The 24,322-nt window shown below is 65.8% G+C and carries 16 protein-coding genes and 2 rRNA genes (1 of these 18 only partly in view); 11 read left to right on the top strand and 7 right to left on the bottom strand.

The window, feature by feature from the left end:
• Positions 1-1,821, top strand: a 23S ribosomal RNA gene (locus ACEF39_RS20850); it begins 1,060 nt to the left of the window's first position.
• Positions 1,822-1,990: 169 nt separating this feature from the next.
• A 5S ribosomal RNA gene (gene rrf / locus ACEF39_RS20845) occupies positions 1,991-2,105 on the top strand.
• A gap of 419 nt (positions 2,106-2,524) precedes the next feature.
• On the opposite strand, the gene ACEF39_RS20840 is transcribed toward rrf, so the two are convergent.
• The 4 genes from ACEF39_RS20840 to hemH form a co-directional block, all read right to left on the bottom strand.
• Complete coding sequence (locus ACEF39_RS20840; protein ID WP_500286460.1) at positions 2,525-4,621, bottom strand: methyl-accepting chemotaxis protein; 2,097 nt, start codon at positions 4,619-4,621, stop codon at positions 2,525-2,527.
• 14 nt (positions 4,622-4,635) lie between these two features.
• A complete protein-coding gene (locus tag ACEF39_RS20835) occupies positions 4,636-4,785 on the bottom strand; it encodes a hypothetical protein (RefSeq protein WP_500286459.1) in 150 nt (49 codons plus the stop codon).
• A gap of 127 nt (positions 4,786-4,912) precedes the next feature.
• Complete coding sequence (locus ACEF39_RS20830; RefSeq protein ID WP_500286458.1) at positions 4,913-5,770, bottom strand: alpha/beta fold hydrolase; 858 nt, start codon at positions 5,768-5,770, stop codon at positions 4,913-4,915.
• The gene (gene hemH, locus ACEF39_RS20825; protein WP_500288062.1) at positions 5,767-6,729 is read right to left on the bottom strand and encodes a ferrochelatase; all 963 of its coding nucleotides are present in this window, start codon (positions 6,727-6,729) and stop codon (positions 5,767-5,769) included. The genes ACEF39_RS20830 and hemH overlap by 4 nt, the downstream gene beginning before the upstream one ends.
• Before the next feature lie 166 nt (positions 6,730-6,895).
• Here hemH and ACEF39_RS20820 point away from each other — a divergent pair, with 166 nt between their 5' ends.
• The 4 genes from ACEF39_RS20820 (at position 6,896) to tatC (ending at position 9,323) form a co-directional block, all read left to right on the top strand.
• A complete protein-coding gene (locus tag ACEF39_RS20820; protein ID WP_500286457.1) occupies positions 6,896-7,786 on the top strand; it encodes a lipid-binding SYLF domain-containing protein in 891 nt (296 codons plus the stop codon).
• Between the two features lie 74 nt (positions 7,787-7,860).
• A complete protein-coding gene (tatA, locus tag ACEF39_RS20815; protein WP_043399676.1) occupies positions 7,861-8,088 on the top strand; it encodes a Sec-independent protein translocase subunit TatA in 228 nt (75 codons plus the stop codon).
• A gap of 15 nt (positions 8,089-8,103) precedes the next feature.
• Positions 8,104-8,577 carry a Sec-independent protein translocase protein TatB gene (gene tatB, locus ACEF39_RS20810; protein ID WP_500286456.1) on the top strand — a complete coding sequence of 158 codons (474 nt, stop codon included), beginning with the start codon at positions 8,104-8,106 and terminating at the stop codon, positions 8,575-8,577.
• Entirely contained in the window at positions 8,574-9,323 is a 750-nt protein-coding gene (gene tatC / locus ACEF39_RS20805; protein WP_099819942.1) for a twin-arginine translocase subunit TatC, read from the top strand. Before tatB ends, tatC begins: the two co-directional genes overlap by 4 nt.
• A 74-nt stretch (positions 9,324-9,397) precedes the next feature.
• Here the strand turns inward: tatC and ACEF39_RS20800 are convergent, their stop codons facing one another.
• The 3 genes from ACEF39_RS20800 to ACEF39_RS20790 are packed head-to-tail and all read right to left on the bottom strand — an operon-like array spanning position 9,398 to position 12,914.
• The gene (locus ACEF39_RS20800) at positions 9,398-10,309 is read right to left on the bottom strand and encodes a BPSS1780 family membrane protein (RefSeq protein WP_049465015.1); all 912 of its coding nucleotides are present in this window, start codon (positions 10,307-10,309) and stop codon (positions 9,398-9,400) included.
• 51 nt (positions 10,310-10,360) lie between these two features.
• A complete protein-coding gene (locus ACEF39_RS20795; RefSeq protein ID WP_500286455.1) occupies positions 10,361-11,107 on the bottom strand; it encodes a glutamine amidotransferase in 747 nt (248 codons plus the stop codon).
• Entirely contained in the window at positions 11,079-12,914 is a 1,836-nt protein-coding gene (locus ACEF39_RS20790; RefSeq protein WP_500286454.1) for a GspE/PulE family protein, read from the bottom strand. The genes ACEF39_RS20795 and ACEF39_RS20790 overlap by 29 nt, the downstream gene beginning before the upstream one ends.
• Before the next feature lie 83 nt (positions 12,915-12,997).
• Between ACEF39_RS20790 and glyQ the strand changes: the two genes are divergently transcribed.
• From glyQ to ACEF39_RS20765, 5 genes are all read left to right on the top strand, one after another.
• Positions 12,998-13,909 carry a glycine--tRNA ligase subunit alpha gene (glyQ, locus tag ACEF39_RS20785; RefSeq protein WP_025878768.1) on the top strand — a complete coding sequence of 304 codons (912 nt, stop codon included), beginning with the start codon at positions 12,998-13,000 and terminating at the stop codon, positions 13,907-13,909.
• An 88-nt stretch (positions 13,910-13,997) separates the two neighbouring features.
• Positions 13,998-16,073 carry a glycine--tRNA ligase subunit beta gene (gene glyS, locus ACEF39_RS20780; protein ID WP_500286453.1) on the top strand — a complete coding sequence of 692 codons (2,076 nt, stop codon included), beginning with the start codon at positions 13,998-14,000 and terminating at the stop codon, positions 16,071-16,073.
• A 180-nt stretch (positions 16,074-16,253) separates the two neighbouring features.
• Complete coding sequence (locus ACEF39_RS20775) at positions 16,254-18,050, top strand: autotransporter assembly complex protein TamA (protein WP_500288061.1); 1,797 nt, start codon at positions 16,254-16,256, stop codon at positions 18,048-18,050.
• Positions 18,047-21,916 carry a translocation/assembly module TamB domain-containing protein gene (locus ACEF39_RS20770; protein ID WP_500286452.1) on the top strand — a complete coding sequence of 1,290 codons (3,870 nt, stop codon included), beginning with the start codon at positions 18,047-18,049 and terminating at the stop codon, positions 21,914-21,916. The genes ACEF39_RS20775 and ACEF39_RS20770 overlap by 4 nt, the downstream gene beginning before the upstream one ends.
• 179 nt (positions 21,917-22,095) lie before the next feature.
• Positions 22,096-24,243: a S46 family peptidase gene (locus tag ACEF39_RS20765; protein WP_500286451.1), complete on the top strand. Its 2,148-nt coding sequence runs from the start codon at positions 22,096-22,098 to the stop codon at positions 24,241-24,243.
• Positions 24,244-24,322 lie beyond the last annotated feature (79 nt).

Raw genomic sequence — 24,322 nt, 5'->3', positions numbered from 1 at the left:
CCCTTTAAAGAAAGCGTAATAGCTCACTGGTCGAGTCGGTCTGCGGGGAAGATTTAACGGGGCTAAGCAGTGAACCGAAGCTTGGGGTGTGCATATTTATATGTACGCGGTAGAGGAGCGTTCCGTAAGCCGTTGAAGGTGGATTGAGAAGTCTGCTGGAGGTATCGGAAGTGCGAATGCTGACATGAGTAACGATAATGCGGGTGAAAAACCCGCACGCCGAAAGCCCAAGGTTTCCTTGCGCAACGTTAATCGGCGCAGGGTGAGTCGGCCCCTAAGGCGAGGACGAAAGTCGTAGTCGATGGGAAGCAGGTTAATATTCCTGCACCTCGCGTAAGTGCGATGGAGGGACGGAGAAGGTTAGGCATACCGGGCGTTGGTTGTCCCGGGGAAAGGCGGTAGGTTTGGATCTTTGGCAAATCCGGGATCCTTCAAGACCGAGCACCGAGACGAGCCTTTATGGCGAAGTTGCTGATACCACGCTTCCAGGAAAAGCTCCTAAGCTTCAGCTTACGCAGACCGTACCGTAAACCGACACAGGTGGGTAGGATGAGAATTCTCAGGCGCTTGAGAGAACTCGGGTGAAGGAACTAGGCAACATGGCACCGTAACTTCGGGAGAAGGTGCACCCTTTTTGGTGGCTCGTGCGAGCTATAGCTGAAGAGGGTCGCAGTAACCAGGCCGCTGCGACTGTTTATCAAAAACACAGCACTCTGCAAACACGAAAGTGGACGTATAGGGTGTGACGCCTGCCCGGTGCTGGAAGGTTAATTGATGGGGTCAGCCGCAAGGCGAAGCTCTTGATCGAAGCCCCAGTAAACGGCGGCCGTAACTATAACGGTCCTAAGGTAGCGAAATTCCTTGTCGGGTAAGTTCCGACCTGCACGAATGGCGTAACGACAGCGGCGCTGTCTCCACCCGAGACTCAGTGAAATTGAAATCGCTGTGAAGATGCAGCGTTCCCGTGGCAAGACGGAAAGACCCCGTGAACCTTTACTATAGCTTTACACTGAACGTTGAGTTCGTCTGTGTAGGATAGGTGGGAGGCTATGAAACTGTGGCGCTAGCTGCAGTGGAGCCATCCTTGAAATACCACCCTGTCGTGCTTGACGTTCTAACCTGGGTCCATTATCTGGATCGGGGACCGTGTATGGTGGGTAGTTTGACTGGGGCGGTCTCCTCCTAAAGAGTAACGGAGGAGCTCGAAGGTACGCTCAGCGCGGTCGGACATCGCGCACTGTGTGCAAAGGCATAAGCGTGCTTGACTGCAAGATCGACGGATCAAGCAGGTAGGAAACTAGGACTTAGTGATCCGGTGGTTCTGTATGGAAGGGCCATCGCTCAACGGATAAAAGGTACTCCGGGGATAACAGGCTGATACCGCCCAAGAGTTCATATCGACGGCGGTGTTTGGCACCTCGATGTCGGCTCATCACATCCTGGGGCTGTAGTCGGTCCCAAGGGTATGGCTGTTCGCCATTTAAAGTGGTACGCGAGCTGGGTTCAGAACGTCGTGAGACAGTTCGGTCCCTATCTGCCATGGGCGTTGGAGATTTGAGAGGGGCTGCTCCTAGTACGAGAGGACCGGAGTGGACGAACCTCTGGTGTTCCGGTTGTCACGCCAGTGGCATTGCCGGGTAGCTATGTTCGGAAGCGATAACCGCTGAAAGCATCTAAGCGGGAAGCGCGCCTCAAGATGAGATCTCCCGGGGCACAAGCCCCCTGAAGGAACCATGTAGACTACGTGGTTGATAGGTCAGGTGTGTAAGTACAGCAATGTATTGAGCTAACTGATACTAATGATCCGAGAGGCTTGACCATATAACCTCAAGTTGCCTTGGCCGACATGACATGTCGATAGATCCAGGTGCACGCTACGTCACAAGACCAAACGAGAGGCAGGCGCTCAGGCGCGTCTCTTTGCAATGCTGGCATCATCATGCCCGCCCCCTGCAAAGACACGACGCCTAGGCGACACTCCAACCGCCTCCCTGGTGAAATTAGCGCTATGGAACCACCCGATCCCATCCCGAACTCGGAAGTGAAACGTAGCTGCGCCGATGGTAGTGTGGCCTAAGCCATGCGAGAGTAGGTCATCGCCAGGGTTTATACCCCGAAAACCCCGCTGCTCATGCAGCGGGGTTTTTCTTTGTGCGCGAGAAACCAATGCGTGGTGCCGGCCAGCGGCCGGAAACCCACGAACGTCACGCGGCGGCACGTGGTTGCCGGCCAGCGGCCGGCACTACCGGGGCCCAGTAGAGATTGCGTATGCGGCCTAGCCTCACGCAGATAGCCGGTAGCCGCGCATGGGAAGGCGGCGCCTTCTGTGCAGCTCAACTGCTGGTGGGCCCACTAGCTTCGCCGCAACGGCCGGTGCCCTCGGCCCTCATCATCGCGTCGCGGGCAGCCTTGAACGGATTGCCTTCGCATCCGTTGAGCCAACGAGCCCTGCCGCGAACCGCGCGCAATAAAAAGGCGGCGCCCTGCGGGCGCCGCCTTCCATGGAACATCGCGCAGGGTCTGCTCAGTCGATCAACGCAGCCTCGCGCTGCCGGAACACCGATACCGCCTGGTTCAGTGCACCGGCCTGTGACTGCAGTTCACGTGCCGCTGCAGTGGCTTCCTCCACCAGAGCCGCGTTCTGCTGCGTGGCCTGGTCCATCTGCACCACCGTCTGGTTGATCTGCTCGATACCGGAGGACTGCTCCTGTGACGCCGCCGAGATCTCGCGCATCAGGTGGCTTACGTTCTCCACGCCGCCGACGATGCCCTGCATGCGCTGTCCGGCATCGGCCACCAACTGGGCGCCCTCGCCGACCTGACGTCCTGCCTCGTCGATGAGGACCTTGATCTCCTGGGCGGCCGCCGCCGATCGCTGCGCCAGCACACGGACCTCGCTGGCGACGACCGCGAACCCTCGCCCCTGCTCGCCGGCGCGTGCTGCTTCAACCGCTGCGTTGAGCGCCAGGATGTTGGTCTGGAAGGCAATGCCGTCGATCACGCCGGTAATGTCGCCGATCCGCTTCGACGCACCTTCGATGGCCTGCATGGTGTCGACCACCCGCTGCATGGCGTGGTTGCCATCACTTGCTGCGCCCTGGGTGGAGGCGGCCAGTTCACTGGCCTGACGCGCGTGCGCTGCATTCTGGCGCACAGTGGCGGTCAGCTCTTCCATCGAAGCGGCCGTTTCCTGCAGGTGTGCGGCCTGGCGCTCGCTGCGCTCGGACAGTGCGCCGTTGCCGGCGGCGATTTCGCTGGCGGCCGTGCTGATGGTGGTGGCGCAGTGCTGGATGTGCCCGACCATGCGTGCCAGCTGGCTGGCAGTGGCGTTGGCATCGCGCTGGATGGCGGCGAACGCGCCGTGGTACTCGCCCTGCATGCGGCGGTCGAGATCGCCATTGGCCATCGCCGAGAGCATCTGCCGCACTTCGTCGACCGTGCTGCCCAGGGTGTCCAGCAACTGGTTGATGCCACCGGTCAGGCCGTCGAGGAAGCTTGCACCTCCGCTGGCCTGCAGGCGCTGTTCGAGATCACCGTGCGCGGCGGCATCGACAATCCCGGCAACGGCATTCTCCAGCGTCAGTTCATGGGTGCGGTCATGCCATTCCACCGCAAAGCCCAGGCGCGCGCCCTGTGCATCGAAGACCGGGGTGACGACCTGGGCGAAATGCACCGGCCCGATCCGCACCTTGCCGTTGTGCGTCGCCTGCAGCCCGTTGAGGATGCCGCGGATGCGGTCAGGGTTGGCATGAAAACGATGGATGCTGCTGCCGACCAGCCGCTCGGCGTCGAAATCGGGGAAGGCCTGGCGCAGCGTGGCCTGCTGGTTGCGCAGCAGTGCCACCACCGAACGGTTGACGTAGCGGATGACGTGATCGTTGTCGGCAATCATCATCGCCGTGCGCGAGGCGTCCAGTGCCTGGCGGATCTGCGCGTTCTCGGCGTGCGCCTCGACCTCGCGGTCACGCTGCGCCTGCACGTGACGTGCGGTATCGGCCAACGCGTGGGCCAGTGAACCGGGTGCGTAGCTGCGTGCATCGCTGTGCGCACCAAGGTCGGCGCCCGTGGCGATGTCGCGCGCCAATGCGGCCAGGCGGTGCGGGCCGTGACCCAGGGCCTCGCTCTGTTGGCGCAGGCGTGCGGCGGTCTGGCCCAGCACCAGCGTCAGCACCACCAGGGCAGTGGCGTTCAACAGCGGCGGCAGGACAGCCGCCCCGTCAAGCAACGGTTCCAGCACTGCAATGACGCCAATGACGCCGGTGAGCCACAAAGGCAGGCGGTCACGCTGGGTGAGCAGCACGCCCAGCAGCAGCGCGATCGGCAATGCGGCATTCAATCCGGCGATATGGCAGAGCAGGCTCAACTGCAGGGACAGCGCCACCGCCAGGCCGTTGCGTGCGATGGCCTGGCCGGCCTGGCGCAAGCCCAGCCAGACGGCTGGCAGCGCCGCGGCGGCAACCGCGCTCGCAGCGGGTACCGACGTGCCGCGCAGGGCCAGCACGAGGCCGATCGCTGCGAACACCACGCTGCCCAGCAGCAGGCGACGATCGCCTCGCTGTGCCAGCTGTTGCAGATAAGGGACACGGCCCTGGTCGGGCGGGCGGGAGGACGCAATGGACATCGGCAACTCCTGGATCAACGGACGGCAGCGACCATGCAACGCGCTGCGCGGACGAGCGCAACGACGGCAGGGTCGGGAAATTCGGGGAATGCGGCGCAGGCTGCGACGCGGAGGACAGACACCGTGACCACATCCTGTGGATGACGGTGCAGCAGACGGGACATGCGGTCTTCCTTGCAGAACCAGGAACGAGCCGCAGGCACAAAGGGCCTGCGTGCTGTGGGCGCAGGGGCCCACTACCGTTCTATCGGCCGCGCTGGCGCAGAGTGAAGTGCGCGCAGCCGACGATGGTCAGCGCGCGTTGCTGTTTTCGCTCAGGAATGCATCGATGACCGCAGCAACCTGTGCCGGGTGTTCCATGTGCAGATGATGGTTGCCGGGGAATACCGCCAGGCGGCCATCACGCAGGTGCTGCAGGCGCTCGCTGCGCATCGGCTCGGGATAGTATGGTTGCGCAGGCGTGGCATAGATCACCTGGGTCGGGCAGCTGATGGCCTGCAGCAGGTTGTCGATCTGGCCTTCGCTGAGGCGGATCGCAGTGGGCAGCATCAGGCGCGGATCGCTGCACCAGCGATAGCCGCCTTCGACCGGCTCGACACCGCGTTCGACCAGCAGGCGGGCGCAGCCTTCGCTGAGCTGGTTGGTCATCATTCGCGCCCGGATCGGTGCGGCCAGATCGGGGAACACGCGCAGTTGCTTGCGCGCGAGTGCACGGGTGGCATCGACGTGTTCGCGCAGACGGCTGGCGGTGTCTTCTTCCGGTCCGCGCAGGCCGCCGAGCGCCTCGATGGCGACCAGGCGTTCGATGCGATCACTGACCGCTGCGGTGAGGCTGGCAATGCCGGCACCCATTGAATGGCCCATCAAGGTGAACCGGTCCCAGCCCAGCGCGTCGGCGACATCGAGTACATGGGTGATCGCCGCCGGCGTGGTGTACACCGCACCGGTGGGCAGATGTGCGCTGTGGCCGTGTCCGGGCAGGTCGATCGCCACCAGGTCCAGTTGTGGCAGATGCGGCGCCAGCGGTACGAAGCTGGCCGCATTGTCGAGCCAGCCGTGCAGGGCCAGCACGCGCGGCCCGTCGCCCGCACGGCGCAGGCCGGCCACGCGGACGCCTGCGACCTGCAGTTCAAACGGCTGCAGGGTCATGCCAGCGAGGCCACGGCCAGCCGCGCCAATGCGCGGGCGTGTTCCGGTTCGGCGTTGAGGCAGGGAATGTAACGCATCTGCGCGCCGCGCTCGGCCAGCGTTTCGGTGAAACCCATGGCGACTTCTTCCAGTGTTTCCAGACAGTCGGTGGCAAACCCGGGGCAGACCACGTCGATCTGTTTCACCCCCGCATCGGCCAGCTCCCACAGGCTGGGTTCGGCGTAGGGCTGCAGCCAGCGTTCGCGGCCGAAGCGCGACTGGTATCCCAGCTGCCACTCGTCTGCGCCCAGGCCCAGCGCAGCCGCGATCGCGCGTGCACTGGCCTCGCAGCGCTGCGGATAGGGGTCACCGGCGTCGGCAAGGCGCTGCGGAATGCCATGGAAGGAGAACATCAGCTTCTGGCCGCGACCGTGCTGCTGCCAATAGCGCTGGATCGAGCCGGCGACGGCGGCAACCCAGTCGGGATCGATTGAATAGTCCTGCACCAGGCTGACGGTGACCTGCGGGTTCCGGCGCTGCCACGCATCCACGCGATCTTCGACCGAGGCCGTAGTGGTGGTCGAATACTGCGGATACAGGGGCAGTACCACGATGCGGCGCACGCCCTCGGTGGCCAGCCGATCCAGTTCGGCGGTCAGCGCGGGTTCGCCGTAGCGCATCGCGTGGCGTACGTGCAGTGTCGGCAGCAGGGTCTGCATCGCTTGCGCCAACTGGCGGGTGTGGACCATCAGCGGCGAGCCTTCCGGCAGCCACACCTGGGCGTACTTGGCGGCCGAACGACCACTGCGCAGCGGCAGGATCAGGCCGCGCAGCAAGGGCTGCCACAGCAGCGCCGGTATCGAGACCACGCGCGGGTCGGACAGGAATTCGGCCAGATAACGGCGAACGGCGGGAGCCGTCGGCGTCTCGGGCGTGCCTAGGTTGACCGCCAATACGGCGGTATCGGGTGCGTCGAGCATGGGCGGTATTGTCGCCGATTCCATCGTCACGTCGGCATGCAGGGTTCGGATCGGTGTCATTGATGCGCCCAACATGAGCAGGCAACGCTCATTGGGGATTCATCACAACACTACTAATTTCAGTCACTTGCTATATCTTCCTATGGACTGACTTCTGGAGCCTGCCATGCGTCGCCCGATCCAAGCCCTGCTGATCGCCGCCAGCCTGCTGTCCAGCCAGGCCATGGCCGGACCGCAGGAAGACCAGCGCGCCCGCAATGCGGTGCGTGTACTGGCTGAAATCCAGGAAATCCCTGAACAGGGCATTCCGGACAAATTGCTCGACGAAGGCCGCGCGGTCATCGTCATTCCCGACACGATCAAGGCCGGTCTGGTGATCGGCGGCCGTCGTGGCCACGGCCTGATGTCGGTGCGCATGCCCGATGGTGCGTGGTCCAACCCGGTATTCATCAAGCTCACCGGCGGCAGCATCGGTTTCCAGGCCGGTGTGCAGTCCTCCGACGTTGTGCTGGTGTTCCGCAATGACCGCAGCCTGGACAATCTCGTCAACGGCAAGTTCACCCTCGGCGCCGATGCCGGTGTAGCCGCCGGTCCGGTCGGTCGCAATGCTGCCGCCGCCACCGATGGCCAGTTGAAGGCGGAGATCTGGTCGTGGTCGCGCGCCCGTGGCCTGTTCGCAGGCGTTGCCCTGGATGGTGCGATCCTGCAGATCGACGATGCCGCCAACCTCGACGCCTACGGCAGCAACACCACGCCGCGGATGATCTTCGAGGGCCGCGCTGCAGGCTCGCCGTCGATGGATGTGGTCGCCTTCCGTGATCGTCTGGAAGAGGCCACCTATGCGGCGCGCAACAACCGCAACGGGGGCAATGCCGCACCGCGTCCGGCCGCCGCTGCAGTGCCCGCCCAGGCGCCTGTTCAGGCAGCACCTGCGGCCCCCGTTGAAGCGACCACGGCGCCGCTGCAGGCCGTGCCGCAGACCCCGCCGCCGGTCCAGCAGGGTTTCCAGCCGGTCAACGACGGTGAAATCCGCACTGAAACACTGGGCAACAACTGACTTTCGTCACGCGCGCCGGCTAACAGCCGGTGCGCTATGCTCGGCAATCTGATCACTAACGTAACGAGCGACTTATGGGCAGTTTCAGCATCTGGCATTGGTTGGTCGTGCTCGCCATCGTCCTGCTGGTGTTTGGCACCAAGCGCCTGACCAGTGGTGCCAAGGATCTCGGCTCGGCGGTCAAGGAATTCAAGAAGGGCATGCACGACGAAGACAAGCCGAACGCACAGTTGGGCGATGAGTCACGCAGCCAGGACGCCTCGCGCACCGCGCAGGATGAGCACGACCGCAACGCGCGTTGATCCGGAGCGGTTTTGGTGTTTGATATCGGCTTCAGCGAACTGCTGGTGATCGCGGTTGTCGCCTTGGTGGTGCTCGGACCTGAGCGCCTGCCCAAGGCGGCCCGCTTCGCCGGGCTGTGGGTGCGCCGCGCGCGTAATCAATGGGATTCGGTCAAGCAGGAGCTGGAACGCGAACTGCAGGCCGAAGACATCAAGCGGCAGATGCAGGACGTGCGCCAGGGCATGCAGGACACCGAGAACCAACTGCGTGCCAGTGGCGAAGCCGTGCGCCGCGAGGCCGAGCAGCTGCAACAGCATAGCGACACGCTGGCGCAGCAGGTGCGTGCACCGGCACCGGCCGAACGGCCCCCACACCTGGCGGACGCGACCGAGCCGGAGGTGGCTTCGGCGGAGGATGCTGCCATTGTACCCACCACCGCCGAACCTGCGGGCGATGCCGTTGCTGATACCGCGGCCGAAACGCCCGCCCGCACGGAGCGCCCGTCATGAGCGAACACGACTTCGGCGAAAGCTCGCTGGTGGAACATCTGGTTGAACTGCGCGCGCGCCTGGTGCGTGCGCTGCTGGGGCTGGGCGTGGTGCTGCTGGGCCTGCTGCCGTTTACCCAGAAGCTCTACAACGCACTGGCCGAGCCGCTGATCTCGCAGTTGCCCAACGGGCAGACGATGATCGCCACCAACCCGGCCGGCGCCTTCTTCGCGCCGTTGAAGCTGACGTTCTTCGTGGCCTTGTTCGTGGCCGTGCCGTGGCTGCTGTACCAGCTGTGGGCCTTCGTTGCGCCGGGCCTGTATGCACGCGAGAAGCGCCTGGCGATGCCGCTGCTGGTCTCCTCGGTGCTGCTGTTCTATACCGGCTGCGCCTTCGCCTATTTCCTGGTGTTGCCGGCGGTCTTCCATTTCCTCACCACCTTCAGCCCGGAAGTGATCGCGATCACGCCGGATGCGAACGCCTACCTGGACTTCGTGCTGGCGATCTTCTTCGCCTTCGGCGGCAGTTTCGAACTGCCGGTGGCGATGGTGATCCTGGTGCTGCTGGGCTGGATCACGCCGCAGCAGTTCAAGGAAGGGCGCGGCTACGCGATCGTCGGCATCTTCGTGCTCGCTGCGATCCTGACCCCGCCGGATGTGGTGTCGCAGCTGATGCTGGCGATCCCGATGTGCCTGCTGTACGAGCTGGGCATCCACGCCGCGCGCTGGCTGGTGCCGTCTTCGGTGGTCAAGAAGCCGGCTGCCTGAAAAACAAAAGGGGACGGAGGGGATTAAGTCGTTTGTGCCACAAACGACTTAATCCCCTCCGTCCCCTTTTTCGATCAAGCGTGGAAGACGTCGTTGGCAGGTGGCGACTGCGGCACCGGCGGTGCGCCGCGGCTGCCGCGATGCACGAACATCTGCTTCCAGGCCGAATAGACCGCGCCGACATACAGCGGCATCAGCACTGTGGTGAACACCAGCTGCGCGATGAATGCCGCCGCCAGCGGGCCGCCCAGCAGCATGCCGAGCTGGACCACGATCACGAACAGCACATAGACGCAGAACGCGGCGATCAGGCCGAGCACGGTGAACACGGCGGTGGCGCCGATGTTCTCGATGCAGCCCTGCAGGCTCAGGCGCAGCGCGTGCATGCCGCTCTGGCGGTCGAACACCACCAGTGCCGGCTGGGTGAACATCGCCAAGGTCAGCGCCACGGCGGTGCAGAACACCAGCAGCATCCACAGCGCGATGCGCTGCGCCGGCAGGTTGGCGACCAGTTCGGCGGCGGTTTCCGGGCTGATCTGCTGCCCGCTGCGGCCGAGTTCCTGCATCTTGGTCATGGTGTCGCTGAAGGCGGTGAAGCCCTCGCGGCCGATCATCAGGTACAGCAGCGCGCCCAGCAGCAGCACGGCCAGCACCTGGATCGCCAGCGGCACCAGCAGGTGGCTGACACGGCGGTCGCGGATCGGCTGCAGCAGATGGGTGGCCAGGCCGGGACGGCCCTGGTCGATCTCACCCATGGCGTACAGCATGCCGCCGAACATCACCGGTGAAATCACCAGCGTCATCATCTGCAGAGCCAGGCCGGCGGTGCCGGGCAGCATCGTCCCCAGCAGGGTGACCACCCAGTTCACCAGCAGCCAGGTCAGGCCGATCCGGGCCAGCTGCAGCGGCGCACGCCGATACAGCGAGAACGTATCCAGCAACCACTGGGCGCCCGCCGAGGCTGGCAGCTTGCGAATCTCTTTCATGGACATCCGGGGAGGGACAGGAGGGGCCGGGCGGTGTGCCCGTGCCGCCGATTATCCCTGTTTTGCCACCGGCTGGGCTGAAGACAGCCGGGCCTGGCGGACAAAGCGCCGCAACAGCTGGCGCGCCAGCGGCGCGGCGCTGACCGCGCGCTCGATGCTGCGCGCGCAACCGCCATGACGGCCGATGCAGTCGGCGCGTGCGCGCACGTAGCCACGCATGTGGTGGGTGGCAAATTCCGGATGGAACTGCACGCCCCAGGCTTGGCGGCCCCAGCGGAAGGCATGGCAGCCGTCCAGCGGCGAGCGTGCCAGCACGGCGGCACCCTCAGGCACGCGCAGCACGGTCTGCAGATGGGTGGCGTGGGCCGCGAAGTGGCTCGGCAGGCCCTGGAACAAGGGGTCCTGCGCGGCCTGTGGATCCAGTGCCAGTTCAATCGTTCCCGATTCGCGCCCGGCGGGGTTGTAGGCCACTTCGCCGCCCAGCGCGTGGGCCAGCAGCTGGTGGCCGTAGCAGATGCCGAACACCGGCACGTCGTCGTGCGCGGTCTGTCGCAGCCAGGTGGCACTGCGCTCGCTCCATTCGGCATGGTCGGTGACGAAGGCGGCCGAGCCGGTCACCAGCACGCCAGCGAAGTGGCGTGGATCGGGCAGGTCGGCGCCATGCTCGACGTCGACCACGACGGTCTGGTGTTCTTCCAGGCCGGCGGCCACCCGGATCCAGTGCGGAAAGCGCCCGTAGCGGCGCAGTGACGGCACGGGACGGCCGGTTTCAAGGATCAGGAAGGGCGCTGGATTCATCCGGGGGAGGCAGTACGGACAGGACTTCTTCGATTGTAGTCAGCCCCTGTGCCACCTTTTCAAGCCCGGCCTGGCGCAGGGTTCGCAGTCCTTCAGCACGCGCGGCACGGTTGAAACCGGCCAGATCCATGTCCGCACGGATCAGCCCGCGCAGGCGCGAGCCCAATGGCAGCAACTCATACAGGCCGATGCGGCCGAGGAATCCGGTGCGCCGGCACTCCAGGCAACCGACCGGTCGACAGGGCGTGGCGGCATCTGGATATGCAGCTTCGCTATCAGCCAGCACCGCCCAATCGGCCCTGCCGAGGATGTGCGGCTGCTTGCAGTGCGGGCACAGGGTGCGCACCAGGCGCTGGGCGAGGATGCCGTTGACGGTGGATGACAGCAGGTAATGCGGCACGCCCAGGTCGAGCAGGCGGGTGATGGCCGAGGGCGCATCGTTGGTGTGCAGGGTGGACAGCACCAGGTGGCCGGTCAGCGAGGCCTGCACGGCCATCTGCGCGGTTTCCAGGTCGCGGATCTCGCCGATCATGATGATGTCCGGGTCCTGCCGCAGCAGGGTGCGCACACCGCTGGCGAAATCCAGGTCGATGTTGGTCTGCACCTGCATCTGGTTGAATTCCGGCGCGATCATCTCGATCGGGTCTTCCACCGTGCACACGTTGACGTCCGGCGTGGCCAGCCGCTTCAGGGTGGAATACAGGGTGGTGGTCTTGCCCGAACCGGTCGGGCCGGTGACCAGCACGATGCCGTGCGGGCGCTCGACCAGGGCGGTCCAGCCGGCTGCTTCCTGCGGGCTGAAGCCGAGCTGGTCGATGCTCTTGAAGGCCGCTTCCGGGTCGAAGATGCGCATCACGCACTTCTCGCCGAAGGCGGTCGGCATGGTCGACAAGCGCATTTCCACTTCACGGCCGCCGGGCGAGCGGGTCTTGATGCGGCCATCCTGCGGGCGCCGGCGCTCGGCCAGGTCCATGCGTCCGAGCACCTTGATTCGGCTGACCACGGCGGTCATCACCGCAGGCGGCACTTCGAACACCTTGTGCAGCACGCCGTCGATGCGGAAGCGCATGCGGCCCATTTCGCGGCGTGGCTCCAGGTGGATGTCCGACGCGCGCTGTTCGTAGGCGTACTGCAGCAGCCAGTCGACGATGTGCACGATGTGCTGGTCGTCGGCATTGACGTCGCCGGTACGGCCCAGTTCGACCAGCTGCTCGAAGCTGGGCAGGGTGGTGTTGGCCTCGCCACGCACGTCGCCACGGGCACCGCGCACCGAGCGGGTGACGCCGAAGAACTCCATGGTGTAACGGTGCAGGTCGAGCGGATTGACCACCGCCAGCTCGATGCGCAGGCGGGTCAGGTGCTGCAGGTCGCGCAGCCATTCCTGTGCCAGCGGCTCGCTTGTGGCCACCAGTACGCGTTCGGTATCCACCGCCAGCGGCAGGAAGCGATGCCGGCGCGCATAGGCGTGCGAGGCCACGGCGGTGACCGAGGCGACGTCGACGCGGGTTGGATCGATGCGCAGGTAGCGGCTGCCGGTGCGCTGGGCCAGCCACTCGGTGAGGCGTTCAAGATTGAGGTCGCCGCCGTCGCTGGCGGCCAGCTTGAGGTTGGACAGCAGCACCAGGGGATGTACTTCACTGGCATTGCGGGCGCCCTGCGCGGAAAAACGGATGCGCTCGCGCTCGTGCGCAGCCACCACGCCATCGGCCAGCAGGGCCGCCGCAACCTGTTCGAACTGCAGGCGACCGGGCGGCAACGGCACCGCACCAGGCTCGCCGGGCGTGCCCACGGGCAGCCGATGTTCCATCTACCTGCTCCTTCCGGGTACGGAATGCCCCGCAGGTCGGCCGTTATACTAGCGCACCCCTTTGCCGGCCAAGACTCGTCCGCATGTCCGCGACCCCGACCGTTCCGATCACCTTCCAGGGCCTGATCCAGACCCTGAACCAGTTCTGGGCCCAGCAGGGCTGCGTGCTCATCCAGCCGCTCGACCTGGAGGTGGGCGCCGGTACGTTCCACCCGGCCACCTTCCTGCGTGCGATCGGTCCGGAAACCTGGAACGCGGCCTACGTGCAGCCCTCGCGGCGCCCGACCGATGGCCGTTACGGCGAGAACCCGAACCGCCTGCAGCGCTACTACCAGTACCAGGTGGCGATGAAACCGGCGCCGGACAACATCCAGCAGCTGTACCTGGATTCGCTGAAGGCGGTGGGCATCGATCCGCTGGTGCACGACCTGCGCTTTGTCGAGGACAACTGGGAATCGCCGACGCTGGGCGCCTGGGGCCTGGGCTGGGAAGTCTGGCTCAACGGCATGGAGGTGACCCAGTTCACCTACTTCCAGCAGGCCGGTGGCCTGGAATGCCGGCCGGTGCTGGGCGAGATCACCTACGGTCTCGAGCGCCTGTGCATGTACCTGCAGAACTGCGACAACGTCTACGACCTGGTGTGGACCTACGGCCCGGACGGGCAGCCGGTGACCTACGGTGACGTCTACCACCAGAACGAGGTGGAGCAGAGCACCTACAACTTCGAATACGCCGACGTGGAAGAAATGTTCCACCGCTTCGACGCCTGCGAGCGTGAAGCGCAGAAGCTGGTGGAAGTGAACCTGCCGCTGCCGGCCTACGAGCAGGTGATGAAGGCCAGCCACACCTTCAACCTGCTGGATGCGCGCCGTGCGATCAGCGTGACCGAACGCCAGCGCTACATCCTGCGCGTGCGGGCGCTGGCGCAGGCGGTGGCCAAGGCCTACTACGAGCAGCGCGAGAAGCTGGGCTTCCCGGGCGCGAAGAAGGCCTGACGGCCCGTTCTCCCATCACGCGTTTCACCTACTTCCCCAGGGGCGCCGGCCGCGTCGCGCGCTGCGCCCCCACCACAGGATCGATCCGATGAGCCAACTGTCTCCCCTGCTGATTGAACTGGGCACCGAAGAGTTGCCGGTCAAGGCGCTGCCGGGCCTGGCCCAGGCCTTCTTCGACGGTGTTGTCGATGGCCTGCGCAAGCGCGGCGTCGAACTGGAGCTGGGCGATGCCCGCCCGCTGTCAACCCCGCGCCGCCTGGCCGTGCTGCTGCCGGGCGTTGGCCTGGAACAGCCGGAACAGCACAGCGAAGTGCTGGGCCCGTACCTGAACATCGCGCTGGACGCCGAAGGCCAGCCGACCAAGGCGCTGCAGGGTTTCGCGGCCAAGGCCGGGATCGACTGGACCGCGCTGGAGAAGACCACCGACAACAAGGGTGAGCGCTTCGTGCACCGTGCGGTGACCCCGGGCGCGCGTACCGCTGCGCTGCTGCCGGAGATCCTGCGCGAGGCCATCGCCGGCATGCCCATTCCCAAGCCGATGCGGTGGGGCGACCACAGCTGGGGCTTCGCCCGCCCGGTGCACTGGCTGGTGCTGTTGCACGGCGGCGACGTGGTGGAGGCCGAACTGTTCGGCCTGAAGGCCGACCGCATGAGCCGCGGCCACCGCTTCCTGCACGACAAGACCGTGTGGCTGACCCAGCCGCAGGACTATGTGGAATCGCTGCGCGCCGCCTTCGTGCTGGTTGATCCGGCCGAGCGTCGCCAGCGCATCGTTGCTGAAGTTGAAGCCGCTGCAGCCACCGCCGGTGGCAGCGCGCGCATCACCGAGGACAACCTGGAGCAGGTGGTGAACCTGGTCGAGTGGCCGTCGGCGGTGCTGTGCAGCTTCGAGCGTGCGTTCCTGGCGGTACCGCAGGAAGCGCTGATCGAGACCATGGAGATCAACCAGAAGTTCTTCCCGGTGCTGGATGACGGCGGCAAGCTGACCGAGAAGTTCATCGGCATCGCCAACATCGAGTCCAAGGACGTGGCCGAAGTGGCCAAGGGCTACGAGCGCGTGATCCGCCCGCGCTTCGCCGATGCCAAGTTCTTCTTCGACGAAGACCTGAAGCAGGGCCTGGAGGCGATGGGCGAGGGTCTGAAGACGGTGACCTACCAGGCCAAGCTGGGCAGCGTGGCCGACAAGGTCGCGCGCGTGGCGGCGCTGGCCGAGGTGATCGCCGCGCAGGTGGGGGCTGACCCGGTGCTGGCCAAGCGTGCCGCGCAGCTGGCCAAGAACGACCTGCAGTCGCGCATGGTCAACGAGTTCCCGGAACTGCAGGGCATCGCTGGCCGCCACTACGCGGTAACCGGGGGCGAGTCGCCGGAGGTGGCGCTGGCCATCGACGAGGCCTACCAGCCGCGCTTCGGTGGTGATGACATCGCGCTGTCGCCGCTGGGCAAAGTGCTGGCAATCGCCGAGCGTGTGGATACCCTGGCCGGCGGTTTCGCCGCGGGCCTGAAGCCGACCGGCAACAAGGACCCGTTCGCCCTGCGCCGCAACGCGCTGGGCCTGGCCCGCACGATCATTGAAAGCGGCTTCGAACTGGACCTGCGCGCGCTGCTGGCCAGCGCCAATGCCGGGTTGGCCGCGCGCAACGTGCAGGCCGACGTGGCTGAGCTGTACGACTTCATCCTCGACCGCCTGAAGGGCTATTACAGCGACAAGGGCGTGCCGGCCAGCCACTTCAATGCGGTGGCCGAGCTGAAGTCGGCCTCGCTGTACGACTTCGACCGTCGTCTGGACGCGATCGGGATCTTCGCAGCGCTGCCGGAAGCCGAGGCGCTGGCAGCGGCCAACAAGCGCATCCGCAACATCCTGCGCAAGGCCGAAGGCGATATTCCGGGCCAGATCGATGCGGCCCTGCTGCAGGAAGATGCCGAGCGCGCGCTGGCGGAAGCCGTGACTGCAGCCGTCGACGACACCGGCACCAGCCTGCACCAGAAGGACTACGTGGCCGTGCTGGCGCGCCTGGCCCGCCTGCGTCCGCAGGTCGATGCGTTCTTCGACGCGGTGATGGTCAATGCCGAGGATCCGGCACTGCGCGGCAACCGCCTGGCACTGTTGACGATGCTGGGCGAGCGCCTGGGCAAGGTCGCGGCGATCGAGCACCTGTCCAGCTGAGACGTGGTGCCAGGCAAGCTTGGCACCCACCGGTAGTGCCGGCCGCTGGCCGGCACCGACGCGATGCCGGCATTTCCGCATGCGCTCGCGATGATCGCCACAAACGCGCGTATTTTGACCGCCACTTAACAACCGATCCCGAAACACGTGATGCATTTCGCATCGTCACCTTCGGTCGGTATGCTGTGCCGCATGCAGCCAACGAAATACGCCCTGCCGCTGATGGTCCTCTCGCTTTGCGCCACTTCCGTGGCCCATGCGCGCGGCACCATCGACAAGGTGGACATCAAGGGATTGGACAAGGGCGACGACGCCGCGATCATCGAGAACATCCAGGAGTCGCTGTCGTTGTTCGACACGATCGGCAAGGAGCAGGGCGAGTCGCGCCTGGAGTACCTGCTGTCGCAGGCCGAGCGGCAGACCCGCCAGGCGCTGGAGCCGTTCGGGTACTACAACCCGGTGATCAAGGTCGAGGCGCCGCGGCAGGACGAGCACGTCACCGTGCTGATCCATGTCGACAAGGGCCCGCCGGTGCTGGTGCGCCGCGAGCATATCGACATCACCGGTCCGGCGATGTACGACCAGTACCTGCAGGACGACCTGACCGCATTCAAGCCCCGCAAGGGCCAGCGTTTCGAGCATACCCAGTACGAAGCCAGCAAGATCACCGTGACCCGGCGCCTGGCCGAGCGTGGCTACTTCGACGCCGACTACACCCAGCGCCAAGTGCAGATCACCCGCGCGGACAACGCTGCCGACATCGACCTGACCTGGGACAGCGGCCGCCGCTACAACATGGGCCCGGTGACCTTCGAGCAGAACTACTTCGACGACAAGTTGTTCGACCCGCTGGTGTACTGGGACCAAGGCAGCTATTTCCACGAAGGCAAGCTGGACCGCCTGCGCGAGTCGCTGACCAAGCTCGATTACTTCAGCGTGATCGACATCCAGCCACGCCCGGACCAGGCCGATGAAAACGGCGAAGTGCCGGTTGATGTGAAGCTGACGCGGGCCAAGCGCAGCATCTATTCCTACGGTCTGAGCTACGGCAGCGAAAGTGGCGCCGGTGTGCGTGGCGGCCTTGAGCGGCGTTTCCTGAACAGCCGTGGCCACAAGATGAACACCCAGCTGGACTATGCGCAGAAGCGCAAGAGCCTGATCACCAGCTACCGCATCCCGGCGTTCAACTGGCTTGATGGCTGGTACACCTTCGCCGCCAGCGCCTACGATGAGCAGACCGACTACATCGATCTGCGCAACTTCAAGCTGATCGCCAGCCGCAGCGGCGAGATCAACGAGAACTGGACCGCCATCGCCTCGATCAACGCGCTGCGCGAGCGCTGGCGCTATGCCTCGGGCACCGAATTCACCGATGCGGTCTACAACACGTCCACGCTGGTCTACCCGCAGATCGTGGCCGATTACGTGAAGGTGGACGACGAGCTGTTCCCGCGCAGCGGCATCAGTGGCACGGCGACGGTGCGTGCCGGCGTCGAAGGCGTCGGTTCGGACACCAGCTTCGTGCAGGCCAATGCGGTGCTGCGCTGGTACATCCCGATGGGGCCGACCAATCGCCTGATCCTGCGCGGCGAAGGCGGCACCACCTGGACCAGTGACCTGGTGGCGATGCCGCCCAGCCTGCGCTACTTCGCCGGTGGCGACCGTAGCATCCGCGGTTATGCCTACCGTGAGGTCGGCCCGCGCACGCCCAGACCCGACAAGTACGCTCTGGGTGCCAAGCACCTGGTGGTCGGGTCGGCCGAGTACGAGCATTACTTCAATGGCGGCCCGTGGGGTGCGGCGGTGTTCGTCGATACCGGCAGCGCCTTCGATACCGATATCGACCTGCATACCGGCGTCGGCTTCGGCGTGCGCTGGAAGTCGCCGGTGGGCCCGGTGCGGGTGGATATCGCGCACGGTCTGAACAACCCTGATTCGCAGTTCCAGCTGTACCTCAACATCGGAGCGGACCTGTGAGCACGCCCGCACCGACCCCGTCGCCGAACACGCCGCCGCGACGCGTTCGCTTCTACCGCCGTCGCCGTTTCTGGGCATGGTCCGGCGCGGGCGTGGTCGGCCTGGTGCTGGTTGCCCTGCTGGCTGTGTACTGGCTGCTGCAGACGGTGGCCGGTCGCGATGTGCTGTTGGCGCAGGTGGTGGCACGCCTGCCGGTGGGTGCCAGCTTCACCTGGGACAAGGTCGATGGCCCGGTGGCCGGACCGCTGACCCTGTACAACGTCGACTTCCGCTACGACGACATCCATTTCCACGCTGAGCGCGTACACCTGGAACCGGACCTGCGTCCGCTGCTGGGCCGCAAGCTGCTGCTGGACAAGCTGGAACTGACCAACGCCACGCTCAACCTGGCCAAGAGCGATGAGCCGTTCAAGCTGCCGTCGTGGCCTGATTCGCTGCCGCAGATCGAAATGCCGCTGGCGATCCAGGCCGATGTCATCGCCATCGATGGCTTCCGCATCAGCCAGGCCAACGAGCCGGTGATCGACATCAGCCGCGTGCGTGGTGGCATCGAGATCGCCAACGGCGAGTTCCAGGCGCGCAAGCTGGTCGTGGACAGCGACATGGGTAATTTCACTGCCCAAGGCCGCTACATCCCGGCCAAGGACTACGACACCGACGTCACCGTCACTGCGGTGCTGCCGGCACCGCGCGGGCGGACCGCGGCCACGGTCGGCCTGGTCGCACGCGGTGATCTGGCGCATATGGAAGTGGCGTTGGCCGGTCGCGCACCAAAGCCGCTGCACGCGATGCTGGTGTTCGATGGCCGCACCGATCCGACCTGGAATGCGACCGTGCGCAGCGACGAACTGGACCTTGCGCTGTTGTCGCCCGCGCTGGCCAGCTCGGCCATCGCGCCGCTGGCATTGGATTTCACGGCATCCGGCAAGGGCGGCAACGCCAACCTGCATGGCCGGGTGAAGCAGGGTGAGCAGGAACTGGAGCTGGCGCCGTCGGTGGTGTCGCTGCAGGACCAGGTGCTGAAGGTCTCACCGCTGGTGGTCAAGGGCCTGGGCGGCGAAGCGCGCCTGGAAGGTACCGCCGATTTCAGCCAAGAAGACCAGCAGAAGCTGAACTTCTCGGTGATCGCGCAGGACCTGACCTGGGTGCCGGCGCCGGACCCGAACACTGCCGGCAGTTCGCCGGTGCCGGTGACGCTGAAGGAAGCGCGCTTCGGCCTGGCCGGTACGTTGAAGGCGTGGGCGGCGATCGGCCGTGCCGATGTCGAACGCGAAAAGCAGAAGGCGCAGCTGCGCTTCGATGTGCGTGGCAACGATCAGGCCGCCGAGATCCGCGAACTGCAGGCGCAGACGCCGGGTGGCCAGCTACAGGTGGAAGGCAAGGTGGCGTGGGCACCGCAGCTGGACTGGGATGCCAAGGCCACGCTGAAGGATTTCGACCCGGGCTACTTCGCGCCGGGTTGGGATGGCCGTCTGTCCGGCAATCTCGCGTCCAAGGGACGTCAGCTGCCGCCGCCGGCCAATGCACCGCCGGGCACTGCCGGCACGCTGGAGGCTACGGTGGACCTGCCCTCGCTGAAGGGCACCCTGCGCCAGCGCAACGTGGATGCACAAGGCAAGTTCGCCCTGCAGGGCGAACAGGGCCAGGGTGAACTGAAACTGGCCGTCGGCAGCAGCCGGGTGACCGCCTCGGGCAAGGTCGGCGACCGCCTGGACATCGATGCGCGCTTCGAGCCGCTGCAACTGAGCGATCTGCTGCCCGGTGCCGATGGTGGCCTGCGCGGCCAGGTGCAGGTGAAAGGCCCGCGCGATGCGCCGGACATCACCGCCGATCTGGTCGGCAACAATCTCAACTGGGACGGTTACGGCGCTGAAAGCCTGAGCATCAAGGGCCGTCTGCCGTGGCGTGGCGACAGTGGCACGCTGGCGATACAAGGCCATCAGGTCAATGCAGGCATGCTGCTGGAGCGCTTGAACATCGATGCGCAGGGCAGTGTCTCCAACCTGCGCCTGGCCGCGCAGACCCGCAACGAACTGGGCGCGATCGAGCTGCAGGGCAGCGTGCGCCAGCAGGGCGAGCAATGGCGTGGCGAACTGGCCACGCTGCGCATCGCACCGGTGAAGGGCGATGCGTGGGCACTGCGTGCACCCGCAGCGTTCGCCATCAACGGCGGCAACTACACGCTGGGCGAAACCTGCCTGGGCGCTGCGACCGGGGGCGCCCTGTGTGCGCACGCCAACTGGCCGCGCGAAGGCCTGGTGGTGCGCGGCGATGCCTTGCCGTTGGCGCTGGTGCAGCCGTGGTTGCCGCCACAGTCCGGCCGCCGCATCTACCTGCGTGGCGAACTCAACCTGGACGCGCAGATCCGTCCGCGTGGCAACGCGTGGGAAGGGCATGTGGAAGTGCGCTCGCCTGAAGGCGGCGTGCGCCTTGGCGAGAACCGCAATACCAGCGTGGGCGCCGATGCCAACCGTGGCGAGCTGGTGCGCTACGACCAGTTCTCGTTGAAGCTGGACATGACCCCGGCCAGCATCAAGGGCTACCTGGGCATGGGTTTCCAGGGCAACGGCTTCGTCGATGCGAAGATGCAGACCGGTTGGGAACCGGGTGCGCCGCTCAACGGTGAGCTGTACCTCAACATGTCGCGCCTGTACTGGCTGGAACTGTTCTCGCCGGATGTGGTGCGCCCGACCGGCCTGATCGAAGGCCACGTGAGCCTGCGTGGCACGCGCGGCCAGCCGTCGCTGGGCGGTGATGCGCAGCTGAGCAACTTCAAGGGCGAGTTCCCGGCGCTGGGCCTGACCTTCGACCAGGGCAAGGGCAGCTTCGTCGCCCAGCCCGATGGGTCGGCCAAGATCACCGCGCAGGCCAATTCGGGCAAGGGCACGCTGTATGTCGATGGCGGCCTGTCCTGGTTCGGCGATGCACAGCCGCTGCAGCTGAAGATCCACGGCGAGAATGTGCTGCTGTCCAACACCAGCGAGCTGCGCATCATCGCCAATCCCAACCTGGACTTCACCCTGGCCAAGGCCGCGATGGAGCTGCGCGGAACGGTGCACGTGCCCGAGGCCGACATCGATCTGGAACGCCTGGACCGTGGCACCTCGGTGTCCGAAGACGTAGTGGTGCTGGACCCGGCCGATCCGGAAGAGTCGCGCACTTCGCCGCTGGACATGGAGCTGACCGTCAGCCTGGGCGACAAGGTCAAGATGACCGGCTTCGGCCTGAAGGGCGCGTTGACCGGCAAGATGCAGGTCTGGGCCAAGCCCGGCCGCGAGATGACCGCCAACGGCGGCCTGGAAGTCAGTGGCCGCTACAAGGCCTATGGCCAGGACCTGACCATCACCCGCGGCAACCTCAACTGGAACTACAACGCGGTGTCCGACCCGCGCATCAACATCCGCGCCGAGCGCCGGATCGGTGATGTCACCGCAGGCATCGACGTGACCGGGCGCGCGCAGCAGCCACGAGCCGATGTCTGGTCCGATCCGGCGATGTCGCAGTCCGAAGCACTGGGTTACCTGGTACTGGGGCGCAGCCTGACCGGTGCCAGCAGCGACCAGACCCAGCAGGTGAACGCCGCATCGGCCGCGCTGTCGGCCGGCAGCGGCCTGCTGGCCTCGCAGCTGGGTGCCAAGCTGGGCCTGGACGATGCCGGCGTCAGCCAGTCGCGCGCGCTGGGCGGCTCGGTGATCGGCGTCGGCAAGTTCATCTCACCCAAGCTGTACGTGGGCTACGGCGTGTCGCTGGTCGGAGCCGGTTCGGTGATCACCCTGAAGTACCTGCTGCGCCGCGGCTTCGACGTTGAAGTGGAATCGAGCACGGTGGAAAACCGCGGTTCGTTGAACTGGCGGCGGGAGAAATAACCCGCCGCGGCATCCCTGTAGAGCCGAGCCATGCTCGGCTTCCGCGCGCAGCGCGGACTGACGGAAGAGCAGCCGAGCATGGGCTCGGCTCTACCTGTCAGGCCCCCAACCATCGGCCGTTGCCCCATCCGGCCCCAGCAGCTATGGTCCCGGGCTGTTCTGTCGTACCGGATTGCCTCATGTCGCCACGCAAAGCCCTCCCCACCGCCCTGGCCCTGGGCCTGACCCTCGCCGCCGGCGCCCACGCCGATGAAGGCATGTGGATGCCGACCCAGCTGCCGGAGCTGGCCAAGCCGCTGCGGGCGGCCGGCTTCAAGGGCAATCCGGCCGACCTGGCCAACGTGACCGCGCCGCCGCTGAGCGCAGTCGTGCGTGCCGGCGGTGGCACCGGCTCGTTCGTATCGGCCGATGGCCTGTTGCTGACCAACCACCACGTGGCGATGGGGGTGATCCAGTACAACAGCTCGCCCGAGCACAACTTCATCAACGATGGCTTCATCGCCAAGGGTCGCGCCGACGAACGTCCGGCCAATCCGGACTTCCGCGTGCTGGTCACCGTCGGCTTCGACAAGGTGACCGACCAGGTGCTGGCACAGGCCAAGGGCAAGACCGGCCGCGCGTACTTCGACGCGGTGGATGCAGCCAGCAAGCAGATCGTGGCCGAGTGCGAGAAGGACGGCAGCGTGCGCTGCTCGGTGGCCAACATGTATTACGGCACCGACTTCTACCGCATCGCCCAGCTTGAGCTGAGCGACGTGCGCCTGGTCTATGCGCCGCCGCGCGCGATCGGCAACTACGGCGATGAGATCGACAACTTCATGTGGCCGCGCCACACCGGCGACTTCACCCTGCTGCGTGCCTACGTGGGCAAGGACGGCAAGCCGGCCGCCTACAGCAAGGACAACGTGCCCTACCAGGCCCCGGCGCACCTGCAGATGTCGGTGGAAGGCCCGAAGGAGGGCGACTACGCGATGCTGGCCGGTTACCCGGGCATCACCTACCGCCATCGCACCGCCGCCGAGTTCGCTGGCCAGATCGATGCCGTGCTGCCGCGCCGGGTGTCGGTGTTCCAGCAGATGATCGACACCATCGAAGCGGCCAGTGCCAAGGATGCGCAGGCACGTACCCGTTATGCCTCGCAGCTGCAGTCGCTGAAGAACAACCGCAAGCGCGCTGCCGGTGAGCTGGAAGGGCTGCTGCGCAGCGATGCCAAGGCCCAGCGTGCGGCCGACGAGCAGGCGATGCTGGCCGCCACCGACCGCAAGTACCAGGGTGACATCAAGGCGCTGCTGGCCAACCTGTCGCAGGGCGCGGCGGTGGGCGAGCGCGACCTGCTGCTGGAGCAGATGGCCGGCCAGAGCCAGCTGCTGCGCTCGGCGCTGCTGCTGGAACGCCTGCGCATTGAATCGGCCAAGCCGGACGCGCAGCGCGAGACCGGCTACCAGCAGCGCGACCAGGCGATGATCGAGGGCGTGCTGAAGCAGGTACAGCGCCGCTATGCACCCGAGGTCGAGAAGGCGCTGCTGACCACCCTGTTGACGCGCTACCAGCAGCTGCCGGATGCGCAGCGCGTGGCCGAGTTCGACACGGCGTTCGGCCGTACCCCGGCACAGCTGGCGCAGGCGCTGGACACGCTGTATGCCGGCACCCAGCTGGGTGACGAAGCGCAGCGCCTGTCCCGCTTCGCCGCTGCCCGCGAAGGCAAGGCGCTGGCGGCCGATCCGCTGATTGCCGTGGCCGGCCCGCTGGTAGCCGCGCAGCTGCGCATCGAAAACGAGAGCAAGACCCGCGAAGGTGAACAGCTGCGCCTGCGCCCGGCCTACATGCAGGCGCTGTTCGCCTGGCGTGCCAAGCAGGGCCGTGCGGTGTACCCGGATGCCAACCGCACGCTGCGCATCAGCTACGGCAAGGTCGAGGCGCTGCATCCGCGTGATGGCGTGACCTATTCGCCGGTGACCACCGTGGCCGGCGTCGTCGAGAAGAACACCAACGCCTATCCGTTCGACGCCCCCAAGCCGTTGCTGGCCGCGATTGCCAAGGGCGACTTCGGCAGCACCGCCGATCCCGCGCTGAAGACGCAGACGGTCAACTTCCTGACCAACCTGGACACCACCGGCGGCAACTCCGGCTCGCCCGTGCTCAACGCCAAGGGTGAACTGATCGGCCTGAACTTCGACAGCAACTGGGAGTCGGTCAGTGCCAGCTGGTGGTTCGACCCGCGCTACAAGCGCGCCGTGCACGTGGACATGCGCTACCTGCGCTGGCTGCTGGCCAAGGTCTACCCGGCACCTGAACTGCTGAAGGAAATGGGCGTTCCGGCCCAGTAAGAAGCCGGCCGCGACCATCGGTCGTGGCCCGCAACGCGTAAGCCCCCACCTTGGTGGGGGTGGTTGCCCCCAATGGGCC

Source organism: Stenotrophomonas indicatrix, assembly GCA_041545745.1.
Taxonomy (GTDB): Bacteria; Pseudomonadota; Gammaproteobacteria; order Xanthomonadales; family Xanthomonadaceae; genus Stenotrophomonas; species Stenotrophomonas indicatrix_A.
The sequence above is the reverse complement of the archived record's forward strand: the minus strand, read 5'-3'. Positions and strand labels throughout refer to the sequence as shown.

What these genes read in the sequence shown, in the direction of transcription:
- ACEF39_RS20795 (WP_500286455.1), bottom strand. Translation starts at nt 11,107, where the DNA reads ATGAATCCAGCGCCCTTCCTGATCCTTGAAACCGGCCGTCCCGTGCCG.
- glyS (WP_500286453.1), top strand. Translation starts at nt 13,998, where the DNA reads ATGAGCCAACTGTCTCCCCTGCTGATTGAACTGGGCACCGAAGAGTTG.
- tatC (WP_099819942.1), top strand. Translation starts at nt 8,574, where the DNA reads ATGAGCGAACACGACTTCGGCGAAAGCTCGCTGGTGGAACATCTGGTT.
- ACEF39_RS20790 (WP_500286454.1), bottom strand. Translation starts at nt 12,914, where the DNA reads ATGGAACATCGGCTGCCCGTGGGCACGCCCGGCGAGCCTGGTGCGGTG.
- ACEF39_RS20835 (WP_500286459.1), bottom strand. Translation starts at nt 4,785, where the DNA reads ATGTCCCGTCTGCTGCACCGTCATCCACAGGATGTGGTCACGGTGTCT.
- ACEF39_RS20840 (WP_500286460.1), bottom strand. Translation starts at nt 4,621, where the DNA reads ATGTCCATTGCGTCCTCCCGCCCGCCCGACCAGGGCCGTGTCCCTTAT.
- ACEF39_RS20800 (WP_049465015.1), bottom strand. Translation starts at nt 10,309, where the DNA reads ATGAAAGAGATTCGCAAGCTGCCAGCCTCGGCGGGCGCCCAGTGGTTG.
- ACEF39_RS20820 (WP_500286457.1), top strand. Translation starts at nt 6,896, where the DNA reads ATGCGTCGCCCGATCCAAGCCCTGCTGATCGCCGCCAGCCTGCTGTCC.
- glyQ (WP_025878768.1), top strand. Translation starts at nt 12,998, where the DNA reads ATGTCCGCGACCCCGACCGTTCCGATCACCTTCCAGGGCCTGATCCAG.
- ACEF39_RS20830 (WP_500286458.1), bottom strand. Translation starts at nt 5,770, where the DNA reads ATGACCCTGCAGCCGTTTGAACTGCAGGTCGCAGGCGTCCGCGTGGCC.
- ACEF39_RS20765 (WP_500286451.1), top strand. Translation starts at nt 22,096, where the DNA reads ATGTCGCCACGCAAAGCCCTCCCCACCGCCCTGGCCCTGGGCCTGACC.
- tatA (WP_043399676.1), top strand. Translation starts at nt 7,861, where the DNA reads ATGGGCAGTTTCAGCATCTGGCATTGGTTGGTCGTGCTCGCCATCGTC.
- hemH (WP_500288062.1), bottom strand. Translation starts at nt 6,729, where the DNA reads ATGCTCGACGCACCCGATACCGCCGTATTGGCGGTCAACCTAGGCACG.
- ACEF39_RS20775 (WP_500288061.1), top strand. Translation starts at nt 16,254, where the DNA reads ATGCTGTGCCGCATGCAGCCAACGAAATACGCCCTGCCGCTGATGGTC.